Here is a 21,627-nt window from a genome sequence, read left to right as displayed (position 1 = left end):
CCATTGACGTGAGTAAGCCGCAAATGGTTGCAGTGGTTCACTTCCAAATTGTAGTTTATTTTCTCCTTTGCATAAATTCATCACTTCGCATAGCAAAAGATACCTAGTATTTGTATGGTACGGTACAACAACAAATACAACAAGGTGACAAGCCGCAAAAAGCACGTCAAGCAGACGTGCTTCAAATGGCTCTCTTTCACTCTACAGAACTATCCTATCACGCTTTGTCCGTACCTTCAAACCCTGCACCGTCAACCTGAACTGGATCTCCCCGTCCCGATCGGTCCGGAGCACGGGCACCTGCACGCGCGCCAATGTGGCCAGCACGTTCGGATGCGGATGTCCGAAGCGATTGTTGCGTCCGAGCGAGATGACGCCTGCCGTCGGCCGCATCGCTTCTACCCATTCCGGTGTGGATGACGTCCGGCTTCCGTGATGCGCTACCTTGTATACATCGACGGGCGGCAGCCGGCCTTGGCCTGCAGTGCCGTCAAGCATGCGCCGTTCTCCATCGGCTTCCACATCCCCCGTCAGCAATATCGTCGCCTGCGCCTTGCTGCGCGGATGGGTCAGCGTCAGCAGCAGAACGAGGGAGGCGCGATTTTGATCCTCCTCTTCCGGGAGAAGATTCGCACCGTTATCCGGCATCGGATAGAGGACGTCTATCCGGGTCCATTCGTCGACCATCCACGAATTGCCGGCCTGTCCACCGCTGATCGGGATGCGCTTCTCTAGCGCCGTCCGGTACAGCTCAACCATCGTCGCCGAAGACTTCCACGTGCCGTTCGTAATGAGGCGGCTGACCGGCATATGCCGCAATACCGCCAATAGCCCGCCGGCATGATCTTGATCGGCATGTGTCAGCACGACCGCGTCCAGCCGCCGGACGCCCCGCTGCTTCAACAGGGGAACGATCACCTTCTCACCGATCTCGAATGGCACGCGGCGTTCCCTCCATCGCTCCCCCGGCCTGTGGAAATTCGTCGTTCCTCCTCCGTCGACCAGCACATGCTTGCCGGAAGCCGTACGAATCAACATGCTGTCGCCTTGGCCGACATCAATGAAGCTGATTACAGCATCTCTACCGAGGCCATCCCTGTAGCCCCAGACAAGAAGCGCGGCGAGCGGAACGGCCGCCAGGACGGAGCCGATGCGGCGGATACCTGGCGGGGACGCCCGCACCGCCACGAATGAGCCAAGCGGCTGCGTATCGCCGTCCCTGCTGCGAAGCGACGCTCTTGCATTTACAGCCGCCCAGCGCCATGAAGACAAGACGAGACATAGACTGCCGTAGTAGGCCCCAATCCACCATAACGGGAGCTGCGGCCAGATTAAGCTCGTGCCTTCGATGGCTGCCAGCCATTCGACGATCCGGAACGTCAGCTCGTTCATCCATGACACAACCCAAGCTATCGGGCGGGCTAATGGTTCATAGAGTAGGCCCGCAAGGAGCGAGATCGTTCCAGCAGGGAGCACGACAAGACTGATGAACGGAACGAGCAGGAAGTTAGCCGCGAACGACAAGAGCGAAAATTGGTGGAAATAATAAGCGGTCAACGGAAAAGATACGGCCTGGGCGACCAAGGTTACGGCGGCCGAAGCGGACAGCCACCGCGGCCAGGCCGGCAGCAGCCGCACGACGCGGGGCACCCCGATAATCAATCCGGCGGTCACGGCGAATGATAGTTGAAAGCCGATCTGAAGTGCATCATACGGATTCCACAGCAGCATCGCTACCAGGACGAGGGCCAAAATGTGGAGTCCGTCCTTCAGCCAGCCCTTGCGCAAGCAGTACAGGGAAACCATCGACATCAATCCTGCCCGGATTACCGAAGGAGCCGCTCCCGTCAGCAGCATATAAACCGGGAGGCAGCATTGGACGACCGCTAGCCCCTTCTCCTTCGAGAGGCGGAACAGCCGGAGCAGGCCGAGCAGCGCCCCGGCGAAGACGCCGACATGAAGTCCCGAAATGGCAAGCACATGCGTCAGGCCCAGCTCCGAGAAATGGAGGTATATATCGGGGGCCAATTCCGTCCTGCTTCCAAGTACTAGCCCTTGCATATATCCGCGATGCGGCTGCTTATATAGCCGCTCCATAAGCTCCAGCAGCGCACGGCGTACCTGATCGGCATGGGCAAGTGCCTGCTGCACGACCTGTTCCGCCCGCTGGTATCCGTTCTGGCTCAAATCGTCCATGATGGCGATCTGCTCCGCTCCCGCAACCTGGATCATCCAATGGATGCGTTGCGCCCGAAGATATTCCCGATAGCTGAACGTCCCGAAGTTCGATCCGTCGCTCGGCGCGGACATCTGACCATGAAGGCGCACGGCCTGGCCTCGCTGCCATCGCGCCACTGCATCCAGCTCCGACGGCGCGGATAGCCGGATCTGGACAAGCAGCTTCTCGTTCACGGGCTGCGGGCCGGCTCCTTCGTCCTGCCATGAGACGGCCCGGAACTGGAACTGCACCCGGTCCCCGTCACGCTCTGCCGGAGATAGGATATATCCGTCCCAGTTCCCCTCTACTGCCGGCTGGCTGGCATTGGCAGGCGGCGTCCAGCGGCTGGCGTTGCTGTGCTCCGTTACGATGTATAGCGACGCCGAACATAGAAGCGCCGCTCCGTACAGAGCCGCCTGCTTCCCGCTGCACCACCGAAGCGCCCATCCTAGCGGAAGCATTAGCAGCAATCCCGTTACGGCCAGTACGGCGTGCACAGCGGATAATACGGCCGAAACGTGAATCCCGATGACGACACAGCCGGCCACGACAACAATCGGTCTGCTCGACAGCATTTCAACTTCACCTCCTGGTCTGCATTTCGCTTGACATGCTTCTTGGCGTCCGTTGTCCCGCATGGTACCGGCTAGACCAGGCGGCCATCCAACCGAGGATCGCCCAACGCAAAAAAAACTCCACGCCATCGTTCCGCAGCCACCGATGTTCATGGCTTGCCCGGAATTCCGGCATGGAGGTTCTTCCCCTCATTATGAATCTGTCGTATCCATTATCGTTTCCTGCGGCGCCTGAAAGGAGGCCAGCGCCCGGAATGCAATTCCCTTCTGCTTCATCATCGCCGCAACCTTCTCGCTGTCCTTCGGATAAGGACGGTGGTAGACGATCTCCGTCACGCCGCTGTTCGCCAACATATTGGCGCAGGTCCAGCACGGCTCGTCCGTCACGTATACCGTGGAGCCCTCTCTGTCGATCCGATCCGTGAACAGCAGCAGATTCTGCTCCGCATGAATGGTGCGGATGCACCGTTCCTTCTTCACCATCTGTTCCTCGCCGTCAACGACGATCTTCTCATACTGCTCGACAATCATGCATCCGGCTTCGCTGCAATCCGGCACGTCCATAGGCGCTCCGTTATAGGCCGTTCCAAGCAGCTTCTTGCCCTGCACCAGCACAGTGCCGACATGCCGCCTAGGACAGCGTGAACGTGTAGACACCATATAGGCAATATCCATGAAGTAGGTATCCCAATCTTTGCGTACACTTGTTGTCATCCGATTCATTCCCCCGTCTGTTGTAGGCTGATAACCACTGCCATCGTACTTACCTTCATTCTAAGCACGTTGCCTTCGCTGCGCAACCGGATACCTAGCCGGACGCTCGTTCCGTTACTCGATCGAGACTTGATCGCGCAGCTTGGCGAAGATAGCGGGACCGATTCCTTTGACCTTCTTCAAATCCTCGAGCCGCTGAAACGGGCCATAACTGTCCCGATACATCACGATGGCTTGCGACTTGCGCGGACCGATGCCCGGCAGCTTCATTAAGGCGTCCGCATCGGCTTCGTTAATATTGATGCGCCCGCTGGCGGCGTCCTTCGCCTTCTCGTCTGCCGAAGGGGCCGCGGCAGAAGCTTCGGTCGAGGTGAGAGCGCCGCCCGCTTGTTCGCCCGGTTCGGATTCTGCCCGCTTCTTATCCGGCTGCACCGTTAGCAGCTGATTCGGGTCTCCTGCACTGCGACTGATGCTTTGACCCGCCTTCGAGGACGATTCGGAACCTTGCTCTCGCTCGACAGCGAGACGCTCGGCAATCGCTTCATTGAGCGGCGTCCACCCGCCCGCAGCCTCCTCCCATTGCGGCTTCAGCCATAAGCCCATGGAGACGGCCAGCCCGGCAATCGCCAGGCCCGTCAAACCAACCCAAGCGCGCAAGGATAACGTATGACGGCTCTTTTTCATCCATATGCTCCTTTCAATAGAACACGTATATTGGCCAACCCATCGTACATATAGGTAGTAACATAGAATAGCCATTCGTATTGATTAGGTATTGTGCGTCAGGATATGCAAATGTGCAAACAAAGGAGGGAACATCCGTGAAGGTCGGATTTATCGGTACGGGAAGTATGGGGACAACGCTGATCAATGCGTTGATTCAATCCAACGCTGTGACACCGGAGCAGGTTATCGCGAGCAACCGTACGGTGGATAAAGTACAGCGCCTTGCATCTCAACATCCCGGGCTTCAAGTGTCGCCGAGCAATGTGGACACGGTCCGGTTCAGCGACATTGTCTTCCTGTGCGTCAAGCCGTTGGAATTCAAGCCGATCCTGGAGGAGATACAGCATGCCGCGCACCCGGATCTCATCCTGGTGTCGATTACGAGTCCGGTGCTGCTTGAGCACTTGGAGAGAAAGCTGCCCTGCAAAGTGGCGAAAATCATCCCGAGCATCACAAGTTATGTCCGAAGCGGCTCTTCGCTCTGTATGTACGGCAGCCGGATGCAGACCGAGGATCGGGAGCTCCTGGAGCGGCTGATGTCATCCATCAGCCAACCGCTGCACATCGATGAGGAGTACACCCGCATCTCTTCCGACTTGTCCAGCTGCGGACCGGCGTTCATCGCTTTCTTCCTGCAGCGGTGGATCGATGCCGCGACGGAAGCAACCGGTATCGGCCGGGGCGAAGCGTCGCGCCTCGCCTGCGAGATGCTGCTGGGCACCGGCAAGCTCCTGACGGAAGGGGGGTTCACTCCGGAACAGTTGCAGCAGCGCGTAGCTGTCCCCGGCGGCATCACCGCCGAGGCGCTCCGGCTGATGAATGAAGAGCTGGCAGATATGTTCCACCAGCTTATTCATGTCACCCACGCGAAATATGAAGAGGACCTGGAAAAGATTCACTCCCAACTCGTTGGGCAGGAAGTTAACCGACCACAATATTGACGAGTCGGCCTTGGACAGCGATGACTTTACGGACGGTCTTGCCTGCCATGGCGTCCTGAACGTTCGGCAGAGACATCGCTTTGTCCTGCATGGCGGCTTCATCCGCATCGGCGGCGATTCGAATCCGATCCGCTATCTTGCCGTTCACTTGAATGACGATCTCCACTTCGGCGTCCACCGTCAATCCTTCGTCATACGATGGCCACGGCACATACGTGATGGTATCGTTATGCCCCAGGCGCTGCCACAATTCCTCCGCAATATGGGGAGCAAGCGGCGACAGCAGCTGCACGAAGTTCTCCATCGCCTGGCGCGGCAGCGTCTCTGCCTTATATGCGTCATTAATGAAGATCATCAGTTGGCTGATGGCCGTATTGAAGCGCATCGCCTCCATATCCTCGGTCACTTTCTTCACGGTCTTGTGCCAGGTGCGGATGAAGCTGTCTTCTCCCGGCCCGTCCGTAATCTTGCTGTTCAACTGGCCGTCCTCCGCAATGAACAGGCGCCAGATCCGGTTCAGGAAGCGGAACATGCCTTCGACGCCCTTCTCGTTCCATGGCTTCGTAATCTCGAGCGGCCCCATGAACATTTCATACATCCGCAGCGTATCGGCGCCAAATTCGTTCACGATGTCATCCGGATTAATGACATTGCCGCGCGATTTGGACATTTTCTCTCCATTCGTACCGAGTATCATCCCCTGGTTGACCAGCTTCTGGAACGGCTCCTTCGTGTCGACGACGCCGATATCGTAGAGCACCTTATGCCAGAAGCGCGCATACAGCAAGTGGAGGACCGCATGCTCGACCCCGCCGATATACAGATCGACCGGCAGCCATTCAGCCTGCTTCTCCTTGGAGCACAGCTCCTTCTCGTTCTTCGGATCGATGTAGCGCAGATAGTACCAGCAGCTTCCGGCCCACTGCGGCATCGTGTTCGTCTCGCGGCGCGCACGCATCCCGGTCTCCGGATCAACCGTATTCACCCAATTGGCAACGTTCGCCAGCGGCGATTCGCCGGTGCCCGACGGCTGAATGTGATCGACCTCCGGCAGCATTAGCGGCAGCTCCGACTCCGGAATCGGCTTCATCGTGCCGTCTTCCAGATGAATCATCGGAATCGGCTCCCCCCAATATCGCTGGCGGCTGAACAGCCAGTCGCGCAAACGGTACGTAACCTTAGGCTGGCCGATGCCTTCCGTACACAACCACTCGTTCATGCGGGCAATCGCCTGGTCATTGCCGAGTCCGTTCAGGAAGTCCGAGTTCACATGCGGCGCGTCGCCGCTGAACGCTTCCTTCGTTACATCTCCACCGGAGACAACTTCCACGATCGGCAGCTCGAATTGCTTCGCGAATTCCCAGTCCCGCTGATCATGACCCGGAACGGCCATGATGGCCCCGGTTCCGTAGCCGGCGAGAACGTAGTCGGCAATCCAGATCGGGAGCTTCGCCCCGTTCACCGGGTTGATCGCATACGCGCCGGTGAACACCCCGGTCTTATCCTTCGCGAGATCAGTCCGCTCCAGGTCGCTCTTGCGCGCAGCCTGCTCTTGGTAGGCTTGAACCGCCGCTTGCTGTCCGGAAGTCGTGATTCGGCCAACCAGCTCGTGTTCCGGCGCCAAGACGCAGTATGTCGCGCCGAACAATGTGTCCGGTCGGGTTGTGAACACGATGATAGGATCCTCATGTCCGTCGATCGCGAAGCGAACCTCTGCCCCTTCGGAGCGTCCGATCCAATTGCGCTGCATATCCTTCAAGCTCTCCGGCCAATCCAGCTCATCCAGATCTTCGAGCAGCCGCTCCGCATATTCCGTAATCTTCAGCACCCATTGCCGCATCGGCTTGCGAATGACCGGATGGCCGCCGCGTTCCGACTTGCCGTCGATCACTTCCTCGTTGGCCAGCACCGTGCCGAGCGCTGGACACCAGTTCACCGGAATCTCCGCTTCATACGCGAGTCCGCGCTTGTAGAGCTGGATGAAGATCCACTGGGTCCATTTGTAATAGTCGGGATCGGTCGTGCTGATCTCCCGGGCCCAGTCGTAAGAGAAGCCAAGCGACTTAATCTGGCGGCGGAAATTGTTGATGTTCTTCACCGTAATGTCGCGCGGATGCTCGCCCGTGTCGAGCGCGTGCTGCTCAGCCGGAAGACCGAACGCATCCCAGCCCATCGGATGAAGCACATTGTACCCCCCCATGCGCTTGAATCGGGAAATGATATCGGTTGCCGTATATCCTTCCGGGTGGCCGACGTGCAGCCCTGCGCCCGAAGGATACGGGAACATGTCGAGTGCGTAGAACTTCGGCTTGCCGGAGTTCTCCTCCATAGCGAACGTCTTGTGCTCCTCCCAGTACTGCTGCCATTTCTTCTCCAAAATTTGCGGTTGATAGCCATGCGGCTGGTTGACTTCTTGACTCATCCGTAATCCTCCTTGCCGTGCCCGGCAAAGGCTGCGCGCGCAGCCCGCCCCGCACCTTATGCGAATATCATCATGCTTGAACCGCAGGACACGGCCGGACACCGGGCCTGGTTCATGCTGCTGCCACCGAAACGTCACGCGCGTGTCCGCCGCTTATCTATTCCGATACAGCCAAAAAAACCTCCCGCCCTTAGCGAAAACGCTAGGGACGAGAGGTTCAATTCCCGTGGTACCACCCTAGTTAGCGAAGGGCATGCTTTGCCTTCCACTCCCTCTGCACCGTTAACGCCGGTGAATCGTCACAGCCTCCCTGCCGTTCGGCTGCAAGACTCCGAGGCGAGTTCGCTCCTGCCCATCACCGGCTTCCACCAACCGCCGGCTCTCTGTTCGATGCGCGCACCGAGCTACTAATCCTCATCACAGTCTGATTGCACTTCTTCAATTGTATGCATAACCTTGACCAGCTTACGCAAGTAATTATATCATAATGAAAATGATGGATCTTGTCAATGATTGCCGCCTAGACATCGCTTCACAGGCGGCTATTCCTTCACCGCAGCATAGAAAATACGCGCGGACTGGCTGTTCGGCGGATCCCATGCGAAGTCGGCAACCATTTCCACGCGGGTAAATCCGGCCTCGCGCAGCCACGACACTATCTCTACCGTCTCATAGGCACGCTGAACATGAGCTTCGTCGACCCGTTCGAACAGGGAGCCGCCATCTTGCCGAATGAAAAAGGTTAACTGATGCTCGATTTCCCGGCGTGCTTCATCGTACTCACAGAACCAGATATAGGCCAGATCGTCCTCGTCATACGCAAAAGGCTGCGATTCCGCGTACGACTCGAAGTGGCGAATCGAATGCACATCGAACAAGAAGACGCCCCCGGCGCGCAACTGCCGGTACGTGGCCGCGAACACCCACTTCACATCCACCTCTTCGGTCATGTAATTCAAGCAGTCGCAGAACGAGACGACAGCGTCTGCCGGCTCGCCCGCATTCCATTCCCGCATATCCTGGCACAGCCAACGGATGCTGCCGGACTTCGCGCGTGCGGTAGCGGACTTCTGCTCGGCGACGGCCAGCATCGTCTCGGACAGGTCGATGCCGGTCAGCGCGTAGCCTCTGGCTGCGAGCGGAAGTGTAATGTTGCCTGTTCCGCAGCCCAGATCGACAATCCGCTCCGGCTTCGACGACATATAGCGCCGCCACGCCTCCTCCGCGAATTCCACCCAGGCGTCATAAGGCATATCCTCCATCAAGCGATCATAGACCGCGGCAAAGCGGCCGTAAGATTCCATCAAGCCTCTCCGTCCTTCCCTCGGGCTGTGGCGTTGTCAGCGCTTCTTCAGCCGCGGCGGCCCCGTCTTCTCTGCCTGGACGATCTGCTGCAGCTGATCCGGGCCAAGCGCCGCGCCTGTCTCCGTTAGCTCCGTCCAGCTTCCTTCCTGCTTGACGAGGCCGGCCCTCATCAGCCGCCCGACCGCGCGCTTGAACGCCGACTTGCTCATGCCGAACCGCTGCTTCACCATATCGGCCGGCGTCTCGTCCGAATACGGCATCGCTCCGTTCGGACGTTCCCGTAGAAATGAGAACAGCCGCTCCGCATCCCGATCCATGCCAATTTCCTTGCGTTCGGCCATAGTTACGTTCACGCGACCGTCCTCGCGGATATGGGTGACGCGCACGTGCACCTTCTCCCCGAGCCGAAGCGGCCGCGGCCGAATCGACTCGTGCAGGAATCCGATGACGCCAAAGCCGATCGGATCGCCGTCAAGCACGAGGAATGTCCCCATCTTCAGCGGCCGGTAGACGACGGCCTCATGCCATGTGTTGCGCCAAGCGGCCGGCGCATGGAAGGCCAGCGGAACGAGATCCTGTTCCAGCGCCGCCTGCGCCACGAGCCGGCCTACCCGGTCGTGGACCATCTTCGTATAGACCGTGTCCCCAACTTGAGGATGAAGCGGCTCGTATTCGGGCAGTTCGCTCTTCGGAAGCAGGAGTTGACGCCCGATGCCCATTTCCAGGAAGCAGCCATATCGCGGATGAATATCCGCCACCTGGAGGGGTGCAATCTCATCCAGTGTCAGTAACGGGCGCTTCATCGTCGACGCGAGCCGATCCTCCGTATCATAGAATAGAAAGACGTCGACCTCGTCACCCGGCTTCACGGAATCTGTCAGTTCGGAATAATGTAGAATGACGTCCTGTTGCCCGTCTGTCAGAAAGAAACCGTAAGGCGATACCTCCCGTGCCACCTGCAGTCGTCTGATCGTGCCCGCCGTCAGCGTCATGCCATCTCCACAACTTTCGCGTCGGACCACAGCTTCTCGATGTTGTAGTATTCGCGCTCATCGCGATGGAAGATGTGGATGACGATATCGCCGAGATCGAGCAGGACCCAGCGCGAGGATTCCATGCCTTCCATTCCCCGGACCGCTCCGCCTGCTTCGTGAACCCGTTTGCGCACCTCGTTCGTGATGGCCTGCACCTGGGTGTCGGAATTCCCGTGGCAAATGACAAAATAATCCGCAATCAGGGAAATCTCCTGCAGATCGAGCACGACGAGATCCATCGCTTTTTTCTCTTCCGCTGCCGCGACGACAATGTCGAGCAGCTCACTTGGTTGAATGGTCATACCGTAACCTCCCTTAATCCTCATGTACTGGCACTCCGGCAACGCAATTGCAGGCAGCTCCGCTTCCCTTATGCCGTTAGACTTCCCTAATTCTGCTCTAATTCTTCAATCAGCCGGTTCCGCGCAATGACCGTAAGCGGAAAAATACGGCGGCGCTGGGAAAGCAAATAGCCGATCGTCGAATCGAAGCCAGCGATGAGCGCGAGATTGACATCCTGCTCGGCCAGTTCCCGGATGCGATCCACGTCCGGAAAATCGCGCCCGGGCTCGATATAATCCGCCAGACAGACCACCTTATCGAGCAGCGTCATCGGCGCCCGGCCCGATGTATGATACTGAATCGCATCCAAAACCTCTTCGTCCTGCACGCCATAGTCCCGGGCGGCGACGGCCGCGCCGACGGGCGCGTGCCACAGCTGCTTGTCGTATTCCAGCAGCTCAGGCGGCAAATTTTCTTCGTGAATGACGCGTTCCATCCGGTCGGTCGGCCAATATTTGGCGACATCATGAAGAATCGCCGCCAGTTCCGCCTTCTCCGGATCCGCGCCGAAGCGGCGGGCCAAAATCACGGCTGTATCCATCACGCCCTCGGTATGCTGCCAGCGCGCGGCCGGCATCTGCGCCTGGACGGATTCAATTAATTGCTGGTGCGTCAGATTCATATAATCCCCACCTTGCCATGTAATGTTCGACTGCTTCCGGAACGAGATAGCGGATCGATCGTCCCGCCGCTCTTCGCTGCCGGATATCCGTCGAGGAGATATCCATCTGGGGCATGTCAGCCCCCAGTATGCGGCCGCGCCATGCGGCAGGCAGTTTCTCCTCGCTCCAGCGGATGCCCGGCCGGTGCAGTCCGACGAAGCGGATTAGACGCATCAATTCATCGATCCGGTGCCACTTCGGCAAGTAATCCACCATATCCCCGCCGATAATCCAGTGCCAGCTTACATCCAGGTAGGCGGCCCGCAGCGAGAGGACGGTATCATACGTGTAGGACACCCCGCCTCGTGCCAGCTCCCAATCGCTCGCCCGGAACGACGGGTTGCCCGCGATGGCCAGCTTGGTCATCTCCAGGCGATGCTTCCCCTCCGCCTGAGGATGATTCGTCTTGTGCGGCGGCACGTGAGCGGGCATGAACCACACCTCATCCAGATTTGCGGCTTCGCGGGCGCATTCGGCAGCCACCAGATGCCCCAGGTGGATCGGATTAAGCGTCCCGCCCATAATCCCGATTTGTCTCACGTCTGCACCTCCGGCGGGTTTATGGCATTTCAATCTGTTTATGTTCAGCCGATTCCTTGTAGAGCACGATCGTCTTCCCGATGACTTGGACCAGCTCGGCTCCCGAGCGGCCTGCCAATTCATCGGCAACCTCGAAGCGATCGTCCATGCAGTTGCTCAAAATCGATACTTTGATCAGCTCGCGCACCTCCAGCGCTTCCTCGATATGGCGGATAAGCTGATCGTTGGTTCCCCCTTTGCCTACTTGAAAAATAGGCTGCACATGATGTGCGAGCGAGCGCAAATAGCGCTTTTGTTTTCCTGTTAGCATGTTTTCCCCTTCCTTATATGTCTGATAATAACAATGGTTTATTCGTGTCGCAATGTATTCCATACTTGCTCCCGCATCAAGGGTACAGGCGCGGCGGCGCCCGTCCACAGCTCCAGCGCGATTGCGCCCTGATAGACGAACATGCCGAGTCCGCTGTGCGTGCGGCAGCCGCGCTTGCCCGCTTCCCGCAGCAAGGCCGTCTTCAGCGGGTTGTAGACGATGTCGCTTACGATCATATCCGGCCGCAGCCAGTCGGGATCGAACGGCACCGCCTCCCCATCCGGATGCATGCCGACGGAGGTCGTATGAATGACGATATCCACCTCATGCGCGTCGATAGTCGGCCGCGTGCCGAGCTGGACGGCAGCTACCGTCCCGAAGGCAGACAGATCGCGCGCCAGCACCTCGGCCCGTTCCAGCGTGCGATTGGCAATCTGCAAGCGGCGGCATCCCGCCTTCAGCAGCGCATAAGCGATGCCGCGCGCCGCACCGCCCGCCCCGATCAGCAAGATCCGGGACTGGTGGAGATTGGAGAATATCTCCTCTTGCAGCGAGCGGACGAACCCGAGACCGTCCGTATTATAGCCGATCAACCGGCCACTCCGGTTGACGATGGTGTTGACAGCGCCGATGACACTCGCACTCTCATCCACTTCATCCAGATGCGCCATGACCGCTTCCTTGTGCGGAATGGTCACATTCATTCCGCACATGCCTAGCGCGCGCATGCCCTGCACGGCCTGCTCCAACTGTTCGGACGCGACATGAAACGCCGTATATACGGCGTTCAGCCCAAGCTCCCGCAGGGCGGCATTGTGCATCAACGGCGATGTGGAATGCTTGATCGGATCGCCGATGACCGCGAACACGGCGGTCGAGCTGTCGATGGCCGCCGAAGGCCGCATCGTCCCGGCCAGATCGTTTTGTACCATAGTCTCCGCCCCCCCCCCGGTATATTGTGCTAGATCATCGCACGGCGGGTCAACACCTTAACCCCTTTGGGCGCGTGGATTTCAACGAGCGCCCCTTCCTTGCCGTTGCATTTGATCCATCCAAGCCCTGAGATGAATATATCGGTCTCAGCTCCTGTCGCAATCCGGTACTGATGCTTCGTCCAGGCCGGCAGCTCATTCAGGCGATCCCGCGTCGGCGGCGACAGTAGCTCGCCACGGTGCTCTTTATACAAGGCGTCTGCCCGATCCAGCTTCGTCCGGTGGATGGGAAGTCCATTTGATATGTAGCATGTAAAGGATTGCCGTTCCCCTTCCACAAAATCAAAGCGCGCAAACGCCCCGAAAAACAGCACCTGCCCTTCGTTCAATTGGTAGACAGACGGCTTGAGCGGCTTGTCCGGCAGCAGGGCCCCCAGATCTTGTCGGCTGGCCAATTCCGTCAAGCGGCTCGTATAGACGATGCCCGGCGTATCAATGATATGCTTGCCGTCATCGAGCGGAATATGTACGACATCCAGTGTCGTTCCCGGATAACGGGAAGTCGTCAGCTCGCGCTCCATATCGCTGTAATCATGAATAAGACGGTTTATCAGCGTGGATTTGCCGACGTTTGTCGCTCCGACGACATAGACATCGCGGCCGCGCCGCCAATGGCTCATCTGCTCCACGAGCCGCTCGAAGCCGGCATTGCGCTTGGCGCTGACGAGCATGACATCCACTATGCGGAGGCCATGCTCCTTCGCTTGCCGCTGCACCCAGTTCGTCAGGCGGTTCCAATTCGTCGAACGGGGCAGTAGATCGATCTTGTTCACGACAAGCAGCACCGGATTATTCCCGACGAACCGCTGGAGTCCGGAAATGACGCTGCCGTCAAAATCGAACAGATCGACAATATGGATGACCAGCGCGTCCTCCTGGCCGATTCGCCCCAGCAAACGCAAAAAATCATCCTGATCCAGCGCCACGGAAGCCGCTTCGTTATAATGCTTAATCCGGAAGCAGCGCTGGCAAATCAGCGGCGAACGAGTCAGCGCGGCCGCCGGGACATAGCCGAGCTGATCGGCATGGCCGGTCTGCACCGTAACGCCGCAGCCGCTGCATACTTGCTTCTCTTGATTGTCCTTCACCTTTTCTCCTCCTCTTGCCACAATCCTCTCCGCTTCAACCGGGACGTGGCATAACGCTCAATGCGCCGATTGATGCGGGTTCCCCAGCCCTCGTCCTGAATGGCGATAGGCTGCACCAATATCGTAAATATGCCGATCCGGTTGCCTCCCAGGACATCCGTCAGCATCTGATCGCCGATGACAGCCGTCTGAGCCGGCTTCAGCCCCATCAGCGACAGCGCTTGGCGAAAAGCCCGCTGCGCCGGCTTCCGGGCCGCGTGTATAAACGGAAGATCAAGCGGGACGGCGAACCGGGATACGCGCGTATGATCATTATTCGATACGATGACGACCTTGAAGCCGCGGTGCTTGACTTCCTCCAGCCAGGCCGCCAGTTCCGGGGTCGCTTCCGGCACCTTGGCGCCGACGAGCGTGTTGTCCAGATCGGTAATGATGCCTCGAATGCCTTGTTCCGCCAGCTTATCCAAACCAATTTCGTATACGGAGCTTACCCGAAGACGGGGAATAAGCCTTTCCAACAAAACAGTCACCTCGTTTTCATACGACAAACTATACCATATTCATTGATTTTCGTGCAAAAAAAAGCCGTTCCCGTACGGAACGGCTCTATTTCGTCACATTCCGGCTCCCTGTCTCCCGCCTCCCGCGTGACAAGGAAGCGGAGCTTACCGCTTGCGGACGCGCCGGAACTGTCTCACCGCTTCCCGGAACCGGGCCACATCGACTTGCCTCAGCGGATCGCCGCTGTATTTCGCCTGTTCGAATGTCGGCACGATAACCTGCAGGGAAGCTTCCAGCTGCGGCAGGTCCTCAGTCCAGCGGAAGGCAGCTTCGCGCACCGTCTCGTGCGGTTCTTTGCGCAACCCGCGAAGCCGGCAGTAGCTGAGCCACAGCTCCGTCTCGAGCACGACCCGATCGTTTTGCGATATCTGCCGCCGGAAGGTACGCCGCCAGCACAGCAAGAATCCGGCCTGGCCCCATTGCCGGACAAGCCAGGCCAGCAATCCGAGCAGCGCAACGCCCACGATCGAGCGGGCTCCCGTACTCACCCAGGACGGAAGTGCAGTTTCTTCTTCCGTCTTGCTCGCCTTCCTCTCTTCCTTCCCTTTGGGCGGTGTCTCTTTCTCCTGCTCGGGCGGCGTGTCGGGCGCTTGCTCCTCCTCCTGCTCCGGGCTCGGCATACGGAATCCCGGGGTCGGCTCGAAAGACACCCAGCCGTACTTCCCCATATATACCTCTACCCAAGAATGCGCGTCCGCATTCGTGACGCGGAAGCGGCCGCCTGCATCGGGATCGAAGAAGCCCGGCATCATTTCACGATTCGATCCTTCGCGGGCTCCGGGCGCATAGCCCTTCACCCAGCGCGTCGGCACGCCCACGCTGCGGAGCATGACCGCCATCGAGGTGGAGAAATAGTCGCAGTACCCTTCCTTCATCTCGAACAGAAACCCGTCGACGAAATCGTCGCTGGTCCGCTTCGAAATATCCGGAACATTCGTATAAGTGAACTGGGTCCGTAAATATTGTTCGATTTTTTGGGCCTTGCCGTAATGGTTCGTCTCCCCTGCGGTCAGGCTTCGGGCCAGCTCGACGACTCGGGTTGGAAGACGATCCGGCAGCTGCAGGTAGGCGCTGTCCGGCGCTTCGGATGGGGGCGCCGCTCGCAGATCCTGTTCCTGGATGATCGGGACGTGGGACACGATCGTATAGCTTGTCGGATAACGGGCAGCGCCTCTCCCCTCGTACCGGACCTCGCTCTCTCTCCCATTCCATGCAAGCCCGTCCATATCGCCGCCTTCCAGTTCCTCCACCGCCGCTACCGAATACATACCGAACAGAACCGGATACACCTGTTCGGTATGCATTTGCACCTTCTGGATCATCTCCTTCGTCTGAAGCCGCTTCGAGGGAACGTCGTCAGCTTCGAAGCGCTCGCCCGGACTTATCGGTTCCAGCCTCTCTTCCCGCTTCGCATCGACCCAGCCCTGACCGGTGTATATATCCTTGGCTTCCCCCCGCCAATAGCCGCAGGATTCAGAGGTTACCGTCATCACCAGCTGATAATCCATCTGGAAGTCGCCTCCAAGCTGGCTGTCATGGTTGCTGTAGCCGGAAGTCGTCGGGCTCGGTGTCCCGATTCCGTTCGAGACGGTGTGCTCGACGATGTTACCGCCATTGCCGTTCCGGTTCGTCCAGTCCGTATACGGGTCGGTCAGGATCGGCTCCAGTCCGGGCATGTTCACCCCGACCGTGATAATAAGGGCAATGACGACGATGGCGCTTACCGTCATCTGAAGAAGGTACCGCAGCGGAGTTCGCTTCATCTCGGGATAGCTGTGCTTCATCTGGGAGAAATGAAGCCCGATGAGCCATACGAGGGCCGCGCCGACGATCCAGGCGACCTGATCCCATAATATATCCTCGGTGAAAGAATCCAGGATGCCGAAGACGACAACTTGAATGAGCAGCCACATGATGATGCGGCCGATCCCGCGAACAATATGATTAAACGCCTCATAGCAGAGCCAAATGCCGAGAACGAACCAAATATAAGGATGAAAGACTTGCAGTCTCTCCCAGCGCGCTCCATCCTCGATCCACAAGTGATTGCGAACCAGCTCTATATAAATGACGCGCAAGACGAGCGGCAGCCCAAGAAGCAGACGGCCCCAAAATTGCCGGGGACATAATACGGATACTCCCCATAGGATTCGGAGTACGTCCTTGGACATCGCAATCGTCTCGTCATACCAATACGGCTCCAGCATCACGATCCACTGCCAGACCATAACGGCAAGGCAAGTCCAGAACAGACGCTCGCTCCAACCGTCTAGCAGCCAGCGCTTTATCATTCCGGGTGGTGCCGGTTGAACGGAGCTTGCCGGGTAAGCAGATTTCGCCTGCCGATTCACTTCCATGTCACCCCACCTCCAAGCAGCTTGGGAAGATGGTTCAACTCATCCAGCCATTTATATTCAAAGCCCTGCTTCGCCAAAGCGCGAAGCAAAGCGGCTTCATCGGGGCCGTCATCAGCGGCGGCGTGAATAAACGTGCCGCTGCCGCCAAGGGATCGCAGGCCTCCGATCGCCGTCATATCGCCGGACGTCATCGCCCCGCTGATCCAGGCGATGGCCGCCCCGCGCAGCCGTGAGGCGCGTTGTGCCAGCATCGAGCCAATTCGGTCATTGCCTTGCAGATTCGGCGTTTCCGGCTCGATGGTAGACCACCATTGCTTGTAAGCGGCCGGTTCGCGCAAGAGCGCCGCAGCGTCCCACCAATGAAGAGACCCGCCGATTGCGGCTACATAGGCGGGATGCCTGTTCGCCTTCGCATATTGCGCCATCGACGCCGCAGCCGACAGCGCCAATTCGAAGCTGGTCCTATTCTCATAGGAGGTTCTCCTTATATCAAGCACGATCAGGATAGGGGCTTGCACTTCCTGATCGAATTGCTTCGATTTCAAGCTTCCGCTCTTGGCGGTGGCATTCCAATGAATGCGCGAGAGACGATCGCCATAGACGTATTCCCGTACGCCGCTCAATTGCGTCGACTCCCGCTTCCTCTTATCCATCGCAACCGTCTGTCCGGGTTGGACCGCTTGATGGCCGGCTTGGGTCCAGGCAGGGATCGGAACCGTGGCCGGCAAGATGAAAAAGGAGGATGGCGTATGGAACTGTCCGCGCTGCTCGAACATGCCAAATAAATCTTTGGACAAGCATGTCGTTGCATCCAAGCGGTATGCCCCGCGTGGAAGCGGCGGCGTCCGGTACGTCCATACCGCCTTCCTGCCGGCATCCAAGGTAACGGCCGCCTCCGCCTCGCTATACAGTTCATCGAAGCGGTACAGACCGTCCTGCACGATGACATAGGGAAGCGGAATCCATCCCGGAACGTGCAGTTCCACGGATACCGCGATACGGGATTGGGCGGGGAGGAATCGGCTTGTCCCTATCCGTACCATACGCTGACCTTGAACCTTGGTCACGCCCCCGAACCACCTGCAGGCCCAATAGACGGCCAGCACGGTCGCCATCGACAGCAGCATGAAGGACGTCTTGCCGCCCTGGAACAGAAAATAGAAAATACAACTGACATAAGTGACGAAAGCAATAAGAAATGCCCGTCTCCGTGAACGTGGACGACGGGGCACCAACGGCGGCGAGCTCATGCTACAGTTCCATCCGAACCGGCACCGGTACGCCTCGGACCACCTCCATCAGCACTTGCTCCGCAGTCAGTCCCTCCATCTTCGCTTCCATATCGAGCACGAGGCGATGAGCCAGAACGAACGGAAGCAGCGTCTTAACATCATCCGGAGTAACATAGCGTCGGCCTTGAAGCCAGGCGCGGGCCTTTACCGCTTGCATGAGCGCCACGGAAGCGCGCGGGCTTGCGCCCAGCACGATGTTCGAGTGAATCCTTGTCGCTCGGACCACATCGATGATATAGGAAGCGACGGCATCGTCGATATGGATGCCTCGAGCGTCTTCCCGCATCTTATCAATCACGGTAATATCCGTAATTGTCGGAACCCGCTCGGATGGCTGTCCAAGCACATGGCGAGCCAGCATGGCCCGTTCCATCGCTTTATCCGGGTACCCCAAGTTCATCTTGAACATAAAGCGATCCAACTGGGCTTCCGGCAGCTGGAATGTTCCCTCGAACTCGATGGGGTTCTGAGTGGCGAAGAGCATGAACGGAACGGGCAACGCAAAGGTCTCGCCGTCCACCGTAATATGGTGCTCCTCCATTGCCTCCAGCAGGGCCGATTGCGTCTTCGTCGTCGCCCGGTTGATTTCGTCCACGAGAAGCACGTTGCACATGACCGGTCCGGGACGGAAAATAAACTGCTGGTCCTTGGGGTGGAAAATAAAAACGCCGGTAATATCGGTCGGCAGCAAGTCGGGGTTGCATTGGATACGGCGGAACGCCCCGTCTATCGTGCGCGCCAGCGATTTGACGAGCTGCGTCTTGCCCGTCCCCGGCACGTCCTCGATGAGGACGTGGCCCCCGGCCACCATGGCGGTGAGCATGAATTCAATCTCGAGTGACTTCCCTAATATGCATTGATCCAACGCAGACTGGATCTGTTCAATAATCGAATGCAGCGATGATTGCGAATGCAAGGAAAAACCTCCTACACAACGGTGATATAAGGAAAAATACCGAATTTTATGGTGTACTTTGCGTAAGGATATTTAAGCAAAGTTTCTTTACATTTCCTCATATTACACCATTTTATGGTGAAGGTACATCAATAATACGTTTCGTCTTCAAGCTAATTCATGGCACCAGACAAGCTCCGCACCTGTTCAGGCTGCGGAGCTTGTCTGCTCGACACGCGCTTATCCTTTGGGCCGCACGACGAGCGATGCCAGGAAGGAGAAGACGATCGCGGCCGATATTCCCGCGCTTGTCGTCTTGAATATGCCGCTGACGGCGCCAATCCATCCATCCGATTTCAAATCGGTAATCGCCCCGTGCACAAGGGAGTTGCCGAAGCTCGTAATCGGAACGGTTGCGCCCGCGCCGGCGAATTCAATCAACGGCTCGTACCAGCCCAAGCCGTCCACGACCGCGCCAGTGACGACCAGCAGCGCCATCGTATGCGCCGGCGTCAGCTTCGCGACATCGAACAGCAGTTGACCAATAACGCAGATCAGCCCTCCTACGATAAATGCCCACACAAAGATCATGATTCGTCTCCTCCCATCTCGATCGTTGCGGCATGAGCGATGCAAGGAATGGTCTCTCCCTGCTGGTAGGACAGTGGGGACAGGAGGGCTCCGGTCGCCACGATCAAAACCTTTTTCAGTTCGCCTTCCCTCATCCGCTTCAGAATGTGACCGTAGGTGACGACAGCCGAGCAAGCCGCCCCGCTTCCTCCCGCTTGCACATCCACCTTTTGCTTGACCATATCGTATATCATTAGCCCGCAATCCTGATAGTTCGACGTCTGGATGTTGATGTCGTGTTTTTTGAACAAATCTTTGGCGATGCCGTAACCGACGGTAGCCAAATCACCGGTCACAATCATGTCATAATAGGCGGGACTGCGCTTCAAGTCGGTCAAATGAGTCTGAATGGTATCGACGGCCGCCGGCGCCATGGCCGCTCCCATATTGAACGGATCTTTGATGCCCAGATCGACAATTTTGCCGATCGTCGCAGCCGTTACTTTCGGTCCCTTGCCTTTTTTGCCCACAATGGCCACGCCGGCGCCAGTCACGGTATATTGCGCGGTCGGTGGCTTCTGGGAGCCGTATTCCGTCGGATAGCGGAACTGCTTCTCTACAGAGCAGTTGTGGCTGCATGTGCCGGACATGACGATATTCGCGTTGCCGGAATCGACCAGCAGCGATCCGAGGGCCAGCGCTTCCATCGAGGTGGAGCATGCGCCGAATACGCCGATGTATGGCACTCCCAGCCCGCGTGCGGCGAAGGAGTTGCTGATAATCTGGTTCATCAGGTCGCCGCCAACGAAATAATCCAAATCATCCTGCGTAATGTTCGCATTGACGACGGCGAGCTGGGAGGCCTGCTCCAGCAGCTTGCGCTCCGCCTTTTCCCAGCTTGGCTCCTTCAAATCCAAATCTTCGTGAATAAAGTCAAAGTCGGCGGCAAGAGGTCCTTTTCCTTCCTCGGGGCCAACTACGGTCGCGGTACCGATAATGACCGGTTGATTGGCGAACCGCCATGTATGGCGTCCTATACGCATCAGATTTACTCCTTTACCATCTGGGAACGTCCGGCATCAATGCTGGAACTGTATCCCGAAAATGTAATAGATAAGCGCAATAATAAAGGCGGCTACCGTTCCAAATACGATGACAGAACCGGCCAGCTTGAACATATTGCCGCCGACTCCCAGCACGAGGCCTTCGCTGCGGTGCTCCAATGCCGCGGAGCACATTGAATTGGCGAACCCGGTCACGGGAACCGCCGTGCCCGCGCCGGCCCATTGCGCCAGTTTGTCATACACGCCCAGGCTCGTCAGAATGACAGAAGCCAGCACAAGAATGACGACTGTCGGGCCTGCTGCCTCTTTCTTCGTCATATCGAAAAACGTGATTAATATTTGTTCAATGGCTTGTCCAATCAGGCAGATCGTTCCCCCCGCCAAAAAAGCCCGTACGCAATTTTTCCATACGGGGCGGGACGGTTCACGCTGCTTGGCGATCTGCTTATACTCTTTCTCCGAGATAGTCGTTCCTCCGGAAGTCCACGTTGTAGACCCGGATGACCCGGATTTGGTCGAAGTCGCCATTGATTCACCTCCTGCATTCAGTCTGAAGTTCAGTTGCCTGCGTTCAGTATTTGCCGTATGTGAATAAATTATGTCTCTGCCTATGCCAGTTCCAATCTACAGTCCCATTCCGAACAGCAACAAGCAAATGATGACCAAGAGCACGAACAACACCAAGATGATATCCCACGCTTGCCGCTTCATTTCCATATGCTCATCATCCTTTCTGGTTATCCCTTGCTACTAACGTATGCAGGTGGGCCTGAATCGGGTACACGATGTTGAACCAGCAGCGGCCTGGCGAGCGCTTCACGAATAACTTCCGGGTCTGTCAATATCTTTGTGTAAACCGGTTTAAAAGGTAGACATTATTTATTCTTCACGACGGATTGTAAAATGAAGTGCGACACCTTCTGGGAATAAAAAAACAAAAGGCTCATGGCCGGATTCGTGTAGAATGAAAGTTCTCACCACCCCATTCACACAAGGAGAATCCACCATGAGCTACACTC

Annotated in this window: 20 protein-coding genes and 1 other annotated feature; of the genes, 1 reads left to right on the top strand and 19 read right to left on the bottom strand. The window is 57.7% G+C overall.

Going from position 1 to position 21,627, the window contains the following annotated elements; all coding sequences use genetic code 11:
* Positions 1 to 201 precede the first annotated feature (201 nt).
* The 3 genes from PPOP_RS08230 to PPOP_RS08220 form a co-directional block, all read right to left on the bottom strand.
* On the bottom strand, positions 202 to 2,793 hold the full coding sequence (locus PPOP_RS08230; protein WP_006285739.1) for a ComEC/Rec2 family competence protein: 2,592 nt from the start codon (positions 2,791 to 2,793) through the stop codon (positions 202 to 204).
* Between the two features lie 192 nt (positions 2,794 to 2,985).
* Positions 2,986 to 3,507: a deoxycytidylate deaminase gene (locus PPOP_RS08225; protein ID WP_042227955.1), complete on the bottom strand. Its 522-nt coding sequence runs from the start codon at positions 3,505 to 3,507 to the stop codon at positions 2,986 to 2,988.
* A 114-nt stretch (positions 3,508 to 3,621) separates the two neighbouring features.
* A complete protein-coding gene (locus tag PPOP_RS08220) occupies positions 3,622 to 4,191 on the bottom strand; it encodes a ComEA family DNA-binding protein (protein WP_006285737.1) in 570 nt (189 codons plus the stop codon).
* 137 nt (positions 4,192 to 4,328) lie between these two features.
* On the opposite strand from PPOP_RS08220, the gene comER reads away from it, so the two are divergent.
* Positions 4,329 to 5,174 (top strand): late competence protein ComER, encoded by an 846-nt coding sequence (gene comER / locus PPOP_RS08215; protein ID WP_006285736.1) that lies wholly within the window; start codon positions 4,329 to 4,331, stop codon positions 5,172 to 5,174.
* Here the strand turns inward: comER and leuS are convergent.
* From leuS to spoVAC, 16 genes are all read right to left on the bottom strand, one after another.
* The gene (leuS, locus tag PPOP_RS08210; protein WP_006285735.1) at positions 5,155 to 7,596 is read right to left on the bottom strand and encodes a leucine--tRNA ligase; all 2,442 of its coding nucleotides are present in this window, start codon (positions 7,594 to 7,596) and stop codon (positions 5,155 to 5,157) included. The genes comER and leuS overlap by 20 nt on opposite strands.
* 201 nt (positions 7,597 to 7,797) lie before the next feature.
* Positions 7,798 to 8,026 (bottom strand) — a binding site (T-box leader).
* 112 nt (positions 8,027 to 8,138) lie between these two features.
* Positions 8,139 to 8,900: a class I SAM-dependent DNA methyltransferase gene (locus tag PPOP_RS08205; protein WP_006285734.1), complete on the bottom strand. Its 762-nt coding sequence runs from the start codon at positions 8,898 to 8,900 to the stop codon at positions 8,139 to 8,141.
* Positions 8,901 to 8,936: 36 nt separating this feature from the next.
* On the bottom strand, positions 8,937 to 9,893 hold the full coding sequence (locus tag PPOP_RS08200) for a CvfB family protein (RefSeq protein WP_006285733.1): 957 nt from the start codon (positions 9,891 to 9,893) through the stop codon (positions 8,937 to 8,939).
* Entirely contained in the window at positions 9,890 to 10,237 is a 348-nt protein-coding gene (gene rsfS, locus PPOP_RS08195; protein ID WP_006285732.1) for a ribosome silencing factor, read from the bottom strand. The genes PPOP_RS08200 and rsfS overlap by 4 nt, the downstream gene beginning before the upstream one ends.
* A gap of 86 nt (positions 10,238 to 10,323) precedes the next feature.
* Positions 10,324 to 10,899, bottom strand: a complete 576-nt coding sequence (gene yqeK / locus PPOP_RS08190; RefSeq protein WP_006285731.1) for a bis(5'-nucleosyl)-tetraphosphatase (symmetrical) YqeK — start codon at positions 10,897 to 10,899, stop codon at positions 10,324 to 10,326.
* A complete protein-coding gene (locus tag PPOP_RS08185; protein WP_006285730.1) occupies positions 10,871 to 11,479 on the bottom strand; it encodes a nicotinate-nucleotide adenylyltransferase in 609 nt (202 codons plus the stop codon). The genes yqeK and PPOP_RS08185 overlap by 29 nt, the downstream gene beginning before the upstream one ends.
* Positions 11,480 to 11,498: 19 nt before the next feature.
* On the bottom strand, positions 11,499 to 11,789 hold the full coding sequence (yhbY, locus tag PPOP_RS08180; RefSeq protein ID WP_006285729.1) for a ribosome assembly RNA-binding protein YhbY: 291 nt from the start codon (positions 11,787 to 11,789) through the stop codon (positions 11,499 to 11,501).
* Between the two features lie 38 nt (positions 11,790 to 11,827).
* A complete protein-coding gene (gene aroE, locus PPOP_RS08175; RefSeq protein WP_006285728.1) occupies positions 11,828 to 12,721 on the bottom strand; it encodes a shikimate dehydrogenase in 894 nt (297 codons plus the stop codon).
* Between the two features lie 29 nt (positions 12,722 to 12,750).
* Positions 12,751 to 13,869 carry a ribosome biogenesis GTPase YqeH gene (gene yqeH / locus PPOP_RS08170; protein ID WP_006285727.1) on the bottom strand — a complete coding sequence of 373 codons (1,119 nt, stop codon included), beginning with the start codon at positions 13,867 to 13,869 and terminating at the stop codon, positions 12,751 to 12,753.
* Complete coding sequence (locus PPOP_RS08165; RefSeq protein ID WP_199898956.1) at positions 13,866 to 14,390, bottom strand: YqeG family HAD IIIA-type phosphatase; 525 nt, start codon at positions 14,388 to 14,390, stop codon at positions 13,866 to 13,868. The genes yqeH and PPOP_RS08165 overlap by 4 nt, the downstream gene beginning before the upstream one ends.
* Before the next feature lie 144 nt (positions 14,391 to 14,534).
* Complete coding sequence (locus PPOP_RS08160; protein ID WP_006285725.1) at positions 14,535 to 16,787, bottom strand: transglutaminase TgpA family protein; 2,253 nt, start codon at positions 16,785 to 16,787, stop codon at positions 14,535 to 14,537.
* Positions 16,778 to 18,037 carry a DUF58 domain-containing protein gene (locus PPOP_RS19350; RefSeq protein ID WP_052516597.1) on the bottom strand — a complete coding sequence of 420 codons (1,260 nt, stop codon included), beginning with the start codon at positions 18,035 to 18,037 and terminating at the stop codon, positions 16,778 to 16,780. Before PPOP_RS19350 ends, PPOP_RS08160 begins: the two co-directional genes overlap by 10 nt.
* 1 nt (position 18,038) lies before the next feature.
* Positions 18,039 to 18,995: an AAA family ATPase gene (locus PPOP_RS08150; protein WP_006285723.1), complete on the bottom strand. Its 957-nt coding sequence runs from the start codon at positions 18,993 to 18,995 to the stop codon at positions 18,039 to 18,041.
* 219 nt (positions 18,996 to 19,214) lie between these two features.
* Positions 19,215 to 19,565, bottom strand: coding sequence for a stage V sporulation protein AE (spoVAE, locus tag PPOP_RS08145; RefSeq protein WP_006285722.1), 351 nt, complete (start codon positions 19,563 to 19,565; stop codon positions 19,215 to 19,217).
* The gene (gene spoVAD / locus PPOP_RS08140) at positions 19,562 to 20,587 is read right to left on the bottom strand and encodes a stage V sporulation protein AD (RefSeq protein ID WP_006285721.1); all 1,026 of its coding nucleotides are present in this window, start codon (positions 20,585 to 20,587) and stop codon (positions 19,562 to 19,564) included. The genes spoVAE and spoVAD overlap by 4 nt, the downstream gene beginning before the upstream one ends.
* A 36-nt stretch (positions 20,588 to 20,623) precedes the next feature.
* The gene (gene spoVAC / locus PPOP_RS08135) at positions 20,624 to 21,136 is read right to left on the bottom strand and encodes a stage V sporulation protein AC (RefSeq protein WP_006285720.1); all 513 of its coding nucleotides are present in this window, start codon (positions 21,134 to 21,136) and stop codon (positions 20,624 to 20,626) included.
* Positions 21,137 to 21,627 lie beyond the last annotated feature (491 nt).

The organism is Paenibacillus popilliae ATCC 14706 (assembly GCF_000315235.1).
Lineage (GTDB): Bacteria > Bacillota > Bacilli > Paenibacillales > Paenibacillaceae > Paenibacillus_B > Paenibacillus_B popilliae.
The sequence above is the reverse complement of the archived record's forward strand: the minus strand, read 5'-3'. Positions and strand labels throughout refer to the sequence as shown.